Genomic DNA, 11640 nt, shown 5'->3' with positions numbered 1-11640 from the left:
ACGTTCTGCAGGTTCGGCAGAAAGCGGCGCTTCGTCTTGTTGTTGGCGTGGGACACGTTGTTGCCCACCATGGTGCCCTTGCCGGTCAGTTCGCAAACGCGCGACATGATCAGGTCCTTCAATTGCAATAGCCGACACCGGACACGAGCCCGGCGAGAAATATGAGGGGAGGCGTATAGGCGAGTCGTGCCGAAGCGTCAACCTGCCAAACCCGTTCCGCACCTTTTCCGCGCTGAGGCTTGGCAGAAAATCCGGATGCAGGCAATGAGGCAGTCTCGCGTTCCCCATTGTTTTTGCCAGGGAGATTTGCTCATGATCCGCCTCTACACGGCCGCCACCCCCAACGGCTACAAGGCCTCCGTCACGCTGGAGGAAATGGGCGTGGCCTACGAGACTCACGCTCTGAAGCTGAACGAGCTGGAGCAGAAGCAGCCCTGGTTCCTCGCCATCAATCCCAACGGCCGCATTCCTGCGATCGTCGATACGGACAATGACGACTTCGCCGTCTTCGAGTCGGGCGCGATCATGATCTATCTGGCCGAGAAGACCGGCAGTCCGCTGCTGCCCGCGGATTTCAAGGCCCGCTCCCGTGTCATTCAGTGGCTGATGTTCCAGATGGGCGGCATCGGCCCGATGATGGGGCAGGCCAACGTGTTCTTCCGCTACTTCCCCGAGAAGATTCAGCCTGCCATCGACCGGTATCAGGGCGAGACTCGTCGTCTGCTCGGCGTGCTCGATTCGCACCTCGCCAACAACGAATATCTGGCTGGCGACTACTCCATCGCCGACATCGCCAACTTCTGCTGGGCCCGCACCCACAACTGGTCCGGCGTTGATATCGACGATCTGCCCAATCTTCAGCGCTGGATCGATGCCATTGCGGCGCGCCCGGCGGTGCAGAAGGGCCTTGCCGTGCCGCACGTGCAAAAGAACGTGGAGGTGAAGGGCGAGACGGAGGAGGCCAGGAAGCTGGCGCAGGGCATCAGCAACATGGTGGAGATGGGCAAGAAGTAACCTGCCCATCGGGTGGAGGGCCTGCCGGTACGCAGCGCTTCTGCCTGCTTGAGGGTGCATTCGTTCATTGCAGGGGGCTTGCGCTCCCTGCATCCCCGTTATCTTCGGGCTGCTTGTCCCTTGGGTTGTATTTCCTGGGCTGATTGTTCGGGCGCTGTTTATCCGGCCCCATGCCCCATGCCCCTCAGCTCCCGGCGGCGTTGATCTCCATTGCCCGCTGGAAGGCGGGACGGGCCATGCAGCGCTCCACATAGCCCTCTACTGCCGGATAGCCTTCGATGACCCTGAGGAGGTGGAGGCCGTACCAGAGCCCGCTGCCCATGGCGACGTCCGCCATGGTGAAGCGTTCGCCCAGGAGCCAGGGGCCGGGCGAAACCGCCGCCTCGATCACGTCCATGGTTTTGTCGTAACTGCCCCAGCCAGCAGAGACGGGGTCCACCTCCCAGCCGCCCAGCTTCTGCCCGAAGGCGGCCTCGATGCAGCCCGCGCGGAAGAACAGCCAGTGCAGGTATCGGCCGCGTGCGGGATCATCCAGCGCGGGCGCCAGTCCGTTCTCCTGCGCCCCGTTGCCCGGTCTCCGGTCACTCAGGAGCTTGTCGCCCAGGTAGGCGCAGATGGCCGTGGTTTCCGCCAGCATGGCCTCGCCATCCCGCAGGGCGGGCACCTTGCCCATGGGGTTCACGGTGAGAACGTCTGCCGGGCGCTCCGGCCCGCTGCGGATGTCCACAAGCGTCCGGCTATAGGGCAGGCCTGCCTCTTCCAGCGCCCAGAGCGCAATGATGGAGCGTGTTTGCGGTGCCCAGAACAGTTCCATCTTGTCCCCCATGTTCCGTCAGGAATTTCAGGAACATTGATAGAACGATCCGCCCGCGTCAATGCGCGGCGGCAGAGCTTGTGGTCGTATATTGGAGTGGTTGCAGAATTGGCCCCGGGAAGGGCCAAAGAGAAGGGGTGCCGGCCGCGCTCCGGTGGGGGAGGGGGGAAGCGGAGCGCGACCGGCGATATTGCGGCAAACCACAAGGGGGGGAGGTAAGCCGCAAAGCTAATTCAAACCAATGCCTGCCAGGTCAGTCCTGCAGGTGAGCGCGCAGCATCCATGCACGCTTTTCGTGGCCTTCCAGCAGGGCGGTCAGGAAGTCGGCGGTGCCTTCGTCCCCGGCCTCGTCTGCCACCTGAATGTCGTTGCGCAGCTGGCGGGCCAGCGCCTCATGGCCGTCGCGCAGGGTGGCGATCATCTGCTCGGAGGTCAGCTCGGTGCTGTCCGCCTCCGGCAGGGTTGCAATTTGCGTGAACTGGGCCAGCGTTGCCTGCACCTTGTAGCCCAGCGCTCGGGCGCGCTCGGCGACCTCGTCGATGGTCTCGTCCAGCGCTTCGTACTCTTCCTCGAACAGGGCGTGGTCCTGCTTGAAGTGACGGCCGGTCACGTTCCAGTGGAACGCACGGGCGCGCACGTACAGGAGAAACTCATCGGCCAGCAGCCGGTTCAGAACACCCGCGACCGTCTCGCGCGCTTCGGCGGAAAGGCCGATCTCAAGGGTTTCTTTCGAATCTGCATGAGCCATGTGATTTCCTCCGTTTCACGTGTCCGTATCCAAAATATAGGCAAATCGGCGAGAAACAAGTAATCGGTTCAATGATATTTATAGCTTGTAATAATCGAAAACGGCGATTGATTGCCGCCTTGGTTCAGCCGATCAGCCAGCCCCACAGCAGCGGCAGCATGACGGTGGTGGCAAGGCCCGCCACGGTGAGCGCCAGCCCGGCGATGCTGAGCGCCTGCGGAGCCACGCGCGCCACGTGCTGGTTGCCCACGATATGCGCCGCCATGCCCATGGCCAGCGCGTAGCTTTCCGGGTCCCGCTCCCGCTCGCGCTTCAGGCAGGCGGGCAGCACCGCCACGCCCACCAGGCCGGTCAGGATGACGAGGCCCGCCGCCAGTTCGCTGGGGCCGCCCACTCGCTCCATGATGGCGATGGCGAACGGGCTGGTGACGGATTTGGTGGTCAGTGCCTGCATCGTGTTGGTTGAAACGCCGAACAGCCGGGCCAGCGCCACGGCGGAGACGATGCCGGTGAACGAGCCGATCAGCAGCGCCCCGATCAGCGCCTTGCCCGCCGAGAGAAGCAGCGCCCGCTGGCGGTAGATCGGCAGGCCGAACGCCACCGTTGCCGGGCCCAGCAGCCAGCGCAGCGGCTCGACGCTGTGCATGTAGCTTGCAACCGGCAGGCGCAGCACGATGAGGCCGGCCAGAATCAGCAGCGCGGCAATCAGAATGGGGTTGGCCAGCGGGTGCTGGCGCAGCAGGCCGCTGATGCGCACGGCGGTCCAGTAGGCAAGGGCGGTGGCCGCAATGCCGCCAACGATGGTCAAGCCCGTCACCAGCGATTCGGTCATTTGCCTGCCCCCCACCTGCGCAGCGCCTTGTAGGCATAGGCGGTGACAACGCCTGTAATGACGGTCGACAGCACGATGATCAGCGCCAGCCGTCCGGCCTCGCTCGCCAGTTCGTTCCGATGCAGCGCCAGCCCCACGGCGGCGGGGGTGATCAGCGCGCCCAGAATCTTCAGCAGCAGTTCGGCCCCGGCCTGGGTGGCGCGGGCGAAGCCGGGAACGGCGGCCATCAGCGCCACATAGGCGGCAAGGCCAAGCACCGGGCCGGGCAGGCCGGCAAAGCCGCTTGCCCATTGGCCCAGCAGCGCCAGCCCTGCCAATGCGGCAAGGCCGGGCAGGGTAGAGGCCATCGAACGGAGGAAACGCTGCACCATGGCGCACGCCTAAACCCGCAGCAACCGGATCACAAGGCCGCTTTAGGCAAGCCGCTGCTGTCTTCGCCTGCCCGCCTTCGCTCGCCGCAAGCAAGGGGGCAGACGCACGGCCCGCACGCCGCTATACCGCAGCCGACTTTATTCTCTTACGCACAGGAAGCCGCCATGCCTCAGTTCATCATCCAGTGTTGGGACAAGCCGCAGGCGCAGGAGCTGCGCGCCGCCACCCGTCCGGCGCATCTGGACTATGTGAACTCGGGCGCGGTGAAGCTGATCGCCGTTGGCCCCATGCTCACCGACGATGGCCAGCCCTTCGGTTCCCTGCTGATCATCGAGGCCGAAGACCGCCCTGCTGCCGAGCGTTTTGCCGCGGAAGACCCCTACGCCAGGGCCGGCCTGTTCGACCGGGTGGACGTGACCCTGTGGCGCCAGGTTTTCCCCGCCTGAGCGACCATCAGGCCTCGCGGGGGCGTGAGGAGCATCAGAAGTGTGGCGCGCAGAGCGCGGTTGGGCGAAAAAAGACGTCGTTTGCCAGTTGCGCAACGGCCGGAGCGGCGGCATGATCTTCCGGCGTGTCGGCACCGTTCCGACAGGCCGGAGGCCTTAACCTCCGGGAAATTAGACTTTCCTGAAGGTTCCAGCGGTTCTGCCCGGTGCAGGATCAACCGCCCTATAGTCGCGCCAAAAAAATCCTTTTGTATTATGGCTGCGCTTGCTGTGTCGGCCCTCGCTCGATATAAGCGCCGGTCCGCCGCAATCCTCCGGTAACACTGCCGGTATAAGCCGGGCGCACTGGCATCCCCAAGCGAGGCTATTCTTTAATGACCCTGCGCAACGTCGCAATTATTGCTCACGTCGATCACGGCAAGACCACTCTGGTCGATCAGCTTTTCCGCAACTCGGGCACGTTCCGAGAAAACCAGCGCGTTGAAGAGCGCGTCATGGACCGCGGCGATCTGGAGCGCGAGCGCGGCATCACCATTCTCGCCAAGTGTACGTCTGTTACCTGGGGCGACACTCGCATCAACATCGTGGACACTCCGGGCCACGCCGACTTCGGCGGCGAGGTGGAGCGCATCCTCTCCATGGTCGATGGCGTCATTCTTCTGGTGGACTCCGCCGAAGGCCCGATGCCGCAGACCAAATTTGTGACCAGCAAGGCGCTGGCGCTGGGCCTGCGCCCGATCGTGGTGGTCAACAAGATCGACCGCCCGGATGGCCGCCCGGATGAAGTTCTGAACGAGATCTTCGACCTGTTCGTGGCGCTGGAAGCCAACGAAGAACAGCTCGACTTCCCGGTTCTCTACGGTTCGGGCCGCGGCGGTTACGTCTCCAGCGATCCGGAAGCCCGCTCGGGCACCCTGGCGCCGCTGTTCGAGCTGATCGTCAACCACGTGACTACCCCCAAGGTCGGCTCCACCGAAGAGCCGTTCGCCATGCTGGCCTCGCTGCTGGACCGCGAGCCGTTCCTCGGCCGCGTGCTCACCGGCCGCGTGCAGCAGGGCCGCCTGAAGGTCAACGACCCGATCAAGGTTCTGAACAAGGACGGTCAGGTCGTCGAGCAGGGCCGCGCCTCCAAGCTGCTGGCTTACCGTGGCCTTGAGCGCCAGCCGGTCGACGAGGTTCAGGCGGGCGACATCGTCGCCATCGCCGGTCTCACCGTCGGCACCGTGGGCGAGACCATCGGCGCGCTGACGCTGGAGAAGGCCATCGAGGCCCAGCCGATCGATCCGCCGACCCTGTCCATGCGCTTCGCCGTGAACGATTCGCCGCTGGCGGGCCGCGACGGCGACAAGGTCACCAGCCGCATGATCCGCGATCGCCTGATGCGCGAGGCCGAAGGCAACGTGGCCATCAAGATCACCGAGAGCGCCGATAAGGACAGCTTCGAAGTAGCGGGCCGCGGCGAACTCCAGCTGGGTGTGCTCATCGAGACCATGCGTCGCGAGGGCTTCGAGCTGTCGATCTCCCGTCCGCGCGTGCTGTTCCAGACCGATCCGGAAACCGGTCAGCGTCTTGAGCCGTACGAAACCGTGCAGGTGGACGTGGACGAGGAATTCGCCGGCGTCGTCGTCGAGAAGCTGGGCCTGCGCAAGGCCGAGATGACCGACATGCGCCCGTCCGGCGGCGGCAAGACCCGCATCGTCTTCAAGGCACCGTCGCGCGGCCTCATCGGCTACCACGGCGAGTTCCTGTCCGACACCCGCGGCACCGGCATCATGAACCGCTCGTTCGAGGACTACGGTCCGTACAAGGGCCCCATCGCGGGCCGTCAGAACGGCGTGCTCATCTCGCTGGGCTCCGGTCAGGCCGTCGGCTACGCGCTTCAGGGTCTGGAAGAGCGCGGCATCATCATGGTGTCGCCGGGCGATGACGTTTACGAGGGCATGATCATTGGCGAGAACGCCAAGGAAAACGACCTCGAGGTCAATCCGCTGAAGTCCAAGCAGCTCACCAACTTCCGCGCATCGGGCAAGGACGACAACATCCGTCTTACCCCGCCGAAGAAGCTGACGCTGGAGCAGGCCATCGCCTACATCGCCGACGATGAACTGGTGGAAGTGACCCCGAAGGTCATCCGCCTGCGCAAGCGCTTCCTCGATCCGCACGAGCGCAAGCGCCACAACCGCGCCGCTGCCGAGTAAGCAGTGCGTTGCGCGCCCGCCCTGCTCGGGTGCGCACCGGCATACAAGTTGTCACGCAGGGGAAGGGCCCGGGGAGAAATCCCCGGGCTTTTTCTTTGGGCCGGGCGTTTTCGCGCCGTCACGCGCCGAAAACACTGGAGCAGCTTTCGAGCAGGGTGGCACACCCTGCGTTTAGGAAAGTGCGACCAACAAAGAGCTTAGAGCCGCAATCTGAACCAATCAGATCGGAAAAGGCTCTAGAATTCAGCGGAATGATTCCCACCGATTCCACAGGGCGATACAAAATCAGAAAGCCGCCTTGAAGGTGACGGTCACGCCCTCCACCCGTTCTTCCTTACGAAATATCCGTGCGCCCGGGGCATACCTCACAAGCAGGTGCCGGGGGCCAAGCCACTGGGCATCGGCCCATGGCCCGCTCATCAGCAACAGGGTCGCTGTGCCATGATTGTCGTCTGCGACGAATACGTTGCCGCCCTCGTCAGGGGTTTCGTCGGGGCCGAGTATGGAAATCTGGGTCGAGAAGCCCGTTGTCGCGCCGCAATCCCTGCGAAATACCACAGCGCTGTAGTCGCCATTGGGCGACAGGCTCCGCTTGAGGGTCATGGTGTCACAAGGAATGTCACAGCCGCCAAGGCCGGAAATCAGCAAAAGTGCGCAGAGACACCGCATTGAGCAAGGTTAGCCGGCCGCAACAACCGGTCAAGGTAGACCCTGGTCGTAGAATCACTCTGCAACGCGGCTTCCGGGGAAGGTGGGGCACCCTGTGGTGAACAGACGCGCGGCCGGAAAAGATGCAGAAAAGCCGCGATCTGATGCAGCCGGATCAAGAAATTTGGGCAGGCACGGAAACACGGCCCATTCTACATTGCATCTTCCCTTAGGCATCAGACACGCCACCAAAAGGCCGGGAGTGCAGAGGGTCCAAGACCCTCTGCAAAGACAAGGCTGCGCTCTTTCCTAAATGTCCGCAGACATCCGGAAAATGGCGCAGTGCTCCACTCGATGCACTGCTGGCCCTGCTTGTCGCGGACGAAGGAACCACCCCTTGCTGCCGGGCATGAAGCCGGTATGGACCCGGTAACAGACCTTCATCTCGAGCATTTCCGGCAGCTTTACCTGAGCGAGCGGGCGCGGCGGGAGACGATCCGCAGCAGCGTCAGCACGCCGGTCGCGGCCCTGTCCTTCTCGGTGTTCGCGTTCAGCAGTCTGGCGGTGCAGGTGGACATGGCGCGCTGGCAGGAGCCGGCCACCCTCTCCATCCTCCTGCTTGGCGGCCTTGCGGCGGCGGCGCTGTTCGCCTCCGCGTACCAGATCCTCATGGCCGAGTGGCTGTTCGTCTACCACGAGCCGCCGCGCCTGGCGGATCTGATCAGCGACACCCCGGCGAACGCCACGGCCGAGGAGGTGGCCGGACACGCGCGGCGCGTGCTGACCGCCAGCTACGCGGTCGCCTACGAGCAATATCTTCAGGGCAACGCCCTGAGCGCGCGCAGCCGCACCTGGGGCCTGCGCCTCATTCTGCTCTCCCTGCTGCTTCAGGTCATCGCGTTCATGCTGCTGCCGCTGCATCTGGCGGGTGGGCAGACACCATGACATGGCTGGACACGCTTTTCATGCGCCGCCGAATTCGGCCGCAGGCGGACAGGCTCACGGAGGAGACGCGCAGGCGGCTGCGCCACGCCTGCCGCGAGCTTTCGGAGTCGGAGCGTCTGGTTGCCCAAACGCTCTCGCTCGATGATCCGCCGCGCATGGTGCTGGTTGATGAGGAGACGGGTGTCATCCTGCCGGTGGGCGTTCGCCGTCAGATCGGGGCCGAGGCATAGCCATGGCCATGCCTCGCCCGGCAGGCGGTTGCTGCGCCGCGCCTTTGAATCTGCTCAGCCCTGGGAGATCTCGATCCGGGAGATCTGACCGTCGGAGACGGTGTACGTGCCGACGAGATCCAGTACGATCTGCTGACCCTTCGAAATCGCCTGTCCCATGAAGTCTGGAATATCGTTGCGCGCTGTCAGTGCGTTGCGGATGCGCACCTTGGCCACGTTGCCGCTCACTTGAATGTCCTGCGGCTCCATCTGATCGACGAAATTGCCGGTCATGAAGCCATAGGTTGCCAGATAGGCGTCGCGCCCGGCCTGCGTGCCCAGCGCCGAGACCAGCTCCACGTCAGGGGAGAGGAGCGCCTGCAGCGCTTCGGCATCCACCGCATTATAAGCTGAATAGTAAGACCGCATCACCGCTTCGACCATATCCCCCTCCTGTCATGTGGCGAACAGGAAACGGGTAATGGCTGTCCGTGTCAACACGGAAGGCCTGTCCAACCCTGTCACCCTGCGCAAAGGGAGAGCCTGAAAAAGAGGAGGCGGTGGTTTGAGCCACCGCCTCAGTTTTCACGGACCACGTGATGGGCAAGTGAGCCGGGTTTCCGGGGAGAGTAGGCTGGAAACCCGTCTGGGGAGGGCAGGCGTGCGAACCTTGCAGGGTGGTAAGGTCGGAATGCACACCTGCCCTCGGGGAGGCGCCGCGCCGGAGGACACATCAGGGAGGAGGTGGCGCGGCGGTAAGACAGTGAACCGGGGAAGGGATCTCCTTGCTAAGTTGCATTTCATTCTTAACTGCAAGATCTCCTAATTGCGAACCGTTGTCAAATACTCTTTTGCGGCTTCCGTCGATTTCGCCTGCGGCCCTTCCGTCCGGCCCTTCGCTTCGTTAGGGTGCGCGCCATGAGCCGGTACATGGAAATGGCGTTGGAGCAGGCCCGTCTTGCAGCAGGGCGGGGCGAGGTGCCTGTGGGAGCGGTGATCGTCAGCGAGCGCGGCGAGGTTCTTGCGGCGAACGGCAACCGCACGCGTGCCGACAGCGACCCCACGGCCCATGCCGAAGTGCTCGTGATCCGCGAGGCCGCCCGCAAGCTTCAGGACGAACGGCTGAACGGGTGCGATCTCTACGTCACGCTGGAGCCCTGCCCCATGTGTGCCGGGGCGATCTCCTTTGCCCGCCTGCGCCGGGTGTACTTCGGCGCCAGCGATCCCAAGGGCGGCGGGGTGGAGCACGGCCCCCGCGTGTTCAGTCACGCCACCTGCCATCACCGGCCCGAGGTATACGGCGGCCTCTCCGAAACCGCGGCGGCCGAAATCCTGCGGGCGTTCTTCGCCGAGCGGCGATGAAGACCACATGGAGGCTGTCTCCTGTTTGCGGGGGATTCGGATCCTCCGCATGGAAAGGCCAGGGCCGGAAGACTATCCCGCCGGATGACTATCCCATCTCCACCTCGCGCGCGCTGAGCCAGTTGCCGTGGAAGCCATGCGGCACACGGTGGTTCAGATGCACCACCGCCTGGGGCGGACCGGCCACATCCTGTGCGTTCAGGATCACGAGATCGCTCGCCCGGCGGTTGGCATCATAAACGAAACTCAGCAGCCAGCCGTCATCCTCCGCCGTTGCTCCGTCGCGCGGCACGAACACGGCCTCGCCCGTGTGCCGGCCCGGGCCATGCTGGTGAGTCTCCGTCCGCCCGGTCTCGAGGTCGTGCTTCAGAAGACAGGTGCCGCCGTCCAGGGGTCCGCCGAACGAGACTGTATAGGCATGGCGATAGGGCCGGGTTGCCAGTTGCTCGTTCATGCGCGGGAAGTCCTGGCCCCGCTCGTCCACCACCGTTCGGGCCGTCGTGCCGCGGCGCGGGTCGAGCAGCCAGCGCTCGAAGGTGATCCGGCCGGAGTCCGGTCCGGTCATCGAGACGTCGAACATGCGGTCGTGAACCACCACGTCCAGTTGCACCCGCCCGTCCGGCAGATCGAAGGCGTTGCAGCTGTGAAACACGAAGCACGGATCAACCGCACACCAGAGGATGTCGTTCGCCGTCGCGCCATCGCGCCTTGGCAGCAGGCCGATGCGCGCCTCGTGCCGGGGGTTCCAGCCGTAGGGCATGGTACTGCCGCGCAGCAGCCGCTTGGGCGAGAACGTTACCGGCAGGTCGAAGACAAGCACATACGTCTCGGTCAGCGCGCAGTCATGCACCATCGGGCCGTGTTGCACGGGAATGTCCACCCGCCGCTTCACCCGGCCATCCTTGCCCACGGCCACATGGAACAGGCGATTCTGTATCCGGGCGTCATAGCAGATGGCATGCAACTCCCCGGTGGCCGGATCGCGGTGCGGGTGGGCGCTGAAGGCAGTGTCCAGCGTACCGCCAAGGTCGGTGTGGGCCGCCGTCTCCAACCGCGCATCCAGTGCCACGGGGAAGGGGCCGGCCTCCACCAGCGCCCAGATCTGCCCCGCATGGGCTATGACGTTGGTGTTCACCGTGTCGAAGATGCCCCGGCGCGGACCCGGAGCGGGCGGCTCGCCGAGCGTCTGGCTTACCGAGCTGGAGCGCACCCAGCGGTTGCGATACCACAGCGCCCGGCCTTCGCTCAGGCGCACGCCGTGCACCATGCCGTCGCCCGAGAACCAGTGGTAGCGCCCGGGATCCTCCGGCGGACGCACCGGGTTGGGTCCGATGCGGGCAAAGAGGCCATCCAGTTCGGCAGGCACGCTGCCGGTCGTACGCAGCGCTGTCTCCTCCACTTCCGTGTCCACTGGGGCAAAGCCCCCTTCCAGCCAGGGGTTGGCCTTGCCCTGATCCGGTGCCAGACGTTGAATGACTTGAACGAGAGCGCCAACGGCGCGATCAGCAAATCCAGGCATGCGGGTCCCTTTCCTCTGAACCTGAGGCCTCTAAACCTGAGGGTTGCATGGTGCACGCATATGTGTACGGTGTGAACATGACGATGCGACAGAATGTGGACGGTGTCAACATGGATTCCGAGGACGGAGATTTGTCCGTGTCCGGGCGGCGTTATCACCATGGAAACCTGCGGGAGGAGCTGGTCGCCACCGCCCTTGGGATGCTGGAGGCGCAAGCGGAGGGGAACATCAGCCTGCGGGAGTTGGCCCGCCGGGTTGGCGTGTCGCCCAACGCCGCCTACCGTCACTTTCCGGACAAGGAGGCGCTGCTGGCCGCGCTTGCGGCAGAAGGCTTCCAGCGTTTGGCGCGCCTGCAGGCCGAGGCCGGTGCGGCCGAAGAGGATCCGCGTGCGGCCTTCCGGGCGATGGGTCTGGCCTATGTGCGCTTTGCCCGCCAGCATCCGGCGCTGTTCCGCCTGATGTTCGGCCGCTTTGGCGAAACAGACGCAGCGCGCCGGAGCGAGGCGCTCGGCGCGGCGGGGGCGCTGGCCGTG

At 64.6% G+C, this 11640-nt stretch carries 15 protein-coding genes; 7 read left to right on the top strand and 8 right to left on the bottom strand.

Annotated elements, in window-relative coordinates; all coding sequences use genetic code 11:
• On the bottom strand, positions 1 to 107 hold a 107-nt coding region (rpmB, locus tag VIG90_RS16825), incomplete at its 3' end, for a 50S ribosomal protein L28 (protein ID WP_331594680.1).
• A 205-nt stretch (positions 108 to 312) separates the two neighbouring features.
• Here rpmB and VIG90_RS16820 point away from each other — a divergent pair.
• On the top strand, positions 313 to 1014 hold the full coding sequence (locus tag VIG90_RS16820; protein ID WP_331594679.1) for a glutathione S-transferase family protein: 702 nt from the start codon (positions 313 to 315) through the stop codon (positions 1012 to 1014).
• Between the two features lie 184 nt (positions 1015 to 1198).
• Here the strand turns inward: VIG90_RS16820 and VIG90_RS16815 are convergent, their stop codons facing one another.
• The 4 genes from VIG90_RS16815 to VIG90_RS16800 all read right to left on the bottom strand — a co-directional run bounded on the left by VIG90_RS16815 (position 1199) and on the right by VIG90_RS16800 (position 3779).
• Positions 1199 to 1828: a glutathione S-transferase family protein gene (locus VIG90_RS16815; protein WP_331594678.1), complete on the bottom strand. Its 630-nt coding sequence runs from the start codon at positions 1826 to 1828 to the stop codon at positions 1199 to 1201.
• A gap of 253 nt (positions 1829 to 2081) precedes the next feature.
• Positions 2082 to 2576 carry a DNA starvation/stationary phase protection protein gene (locus VIG90_RS16810; RefSeq protein ID WP_331594677.1) on the bottom strand — a complete coding sequence of 165 codons (495 nt, stop codon included), beginning with the start codon at positions 2574 to 2576 and terminating at the stop codon, positions 2082 to 2084.
• Between the two features lie 124 nt (positions 2577 to 2700).
• On the bottom strand, positions 2701 to 3408 hold the full coding sequence (locus tag VIG90_RS16805) for an LrgB family protein (RefSeq protein ID WP_331594676.1): 708 nt from the start codon (positions 3406 to 3408) through the stop codon (positions 2701 to 2703).
• Positions 3405 to 3779, bottom strand: a complete 375-nt coding sequence (locus tag VIG90_RS16800) for a CidA/LrgA family protein (RefSeq protein ID WP_331594675.1) — start codon at positions 3777 to 3779, stop codon at positions 3405 to 3407. Before VIG90_RS16800 ends, VIG90_RS16805 begins: the two co-directional genes overlap by 4 nt.
• Before the next feature lie 165 nt (positions 3780 to 3944).
• Here VIG90_RS16800 and VIG90_RS16795 point away from each other — a divergent pair, with 165 nt between their 5' ends.
• Together VIG90_RS16795 and typA are read left to right on the top strand one after the other, a co-directional pair.
• Positions 3945 to 4226 carry a YciI family protein gene (locus VIG90_RS16795; RefSeq protein ID WP_331594674.1) on the top strand — a complete coding sequence of 94 codons (282 nt, stop codon included), beginning with the start codon at positions 3945 to 3947 and terminating at the stop codon, positions 4224 to 4226.
• A gap of 374 nt (positions 4227 to 4600) precedes the next feature.
• Positions 4601 to 6424 (top strand): translational GTPase TypA, encoded by a 1824-nt coding sequence (typA, locus tag VIG90_RS16790; protein WP_331594673.1) that lies wholly within the window; start codon positions 4601 to 4603, stop codon positions 6422 to 6424.
• A gap of 285 nt (positions 6425 to 6709) precedes the next feature.
• Here the strand turns inward: typA and VIG90_RS16785 are convergent, their stop codons facing one another.
• The gene (locus tag VIG90_RS16785) at positions 6710 to 7027 is read right to left on the bottom strand and encodes a hypothetical protein (RefSeq protein ID WP_331594672.1); all 318 of its coding nucleotides are present in this window, start codon (positions 7025 to 7027) and stop codon (positions 6710 to 6712) included.
• 465 nt (positions 7028 to 7492) lie between these two features.
• Here VIG90_RS16785 and VIG90_RS16780 point away from each other — a divergent pair, with 465 nt between their 5' ends.
• Positions 7493 to 8017 (top strand): hypothetical protein, encoded by a 525-nt coding sequence (locus VIG90_RS16780; protein WP_331594671.1) that lies wholly within the window; start codon positions 7493 to 7495, stop codon positions 8015 to 8017.
• On the top strand, positions 8014 to 8247 hold the full coding sequence (locus tag VIG90_RS16775) for a hypothetical protein (RefSeq protein ID WP_331594670.1): 234 nt from the start codon (positions 8014 to 8016) through the stop codon (positions 8245 to 8247). Before VIG90_RS16780 ends, VIG90_RS16775 begins: the two co-directional genes overlap by 4 nt.
• 54 nt (positions 8248 to 8301) lie before the next feature.
• Here VIG90_RS16775 and VIG90_RS16770 read toward each other — a convergent pair whose 3' ends face one another.
• Positions 8302 to 8670: a nuclear transport factor 2 family protein gene (locus VIG90_RS16770; RefSeq protein ID WP_331594669.1), complete on the bottom strand. Its 369-nt coding sequence runs from the start codon at positions 8668 to 8670 to the stop codon at positions 8302 to 8304.
• A gap of 474 nt (positions 8671 to 9144) precedes the next feature.
• On the opposite strand from VIG90_RS16770, the gene VIG90_RS16765 reads away from it, so the two are divergent.
• On the top strand, positions 9145 to 9588 hold the full coding sequence (locus VIG90_RS16765; RefSeq protein ID WP_331594668.1) for a nucleoside deaminase: 444 nt from the start codon (positions 9145 to 9147) through the stop codon (positions 9586 to 9588).
• Between the two features lie 88 nt (positions 9589 to 9676).
• Here VIG90_RS16765 and VIG90_RS16760 read toward each other — a convergent pair whose 3' ends face one another.
• Positions 9677 to 11107 carry a carotenoid oxygenase family protein gene (locus tag VIG90_RS16760; protein ID WP_331594667.1) on the bottom strand — a complete coding sequence of 477 codons (1431 nt, stop codon included), beginning with the start codon at positions 11105 to 11107 and terminating at the stop codon, positions 9677 to 9679.
• 47 nt (positions 11108 to 11154) lie between these two features.
• On the opposite strand from VIG90_RS16760, the gene VIG90_RS16755 reads away from it, so the two are divergent.
• Positions 11155 to 11640, top strand: a 486-nt coding sequence (locus VIG90_RS16755; protein ID WP_331594666.1) for a TetR/AcrR family transcriptional regulator, incomplete at its 3' end; no start/stop codon positions are given.

Source organism: Pedomonas sp. (assembly GCF_036515995.1).
GTDB lineage: Bacteria > Pseudomonadota > Alphaproteobacteria > Sphingomonadales > Sphingomonadaceae > Pedomonas.
This window is presented reverse-complemented; position numbering and strand designations above follow the sequence as displayed.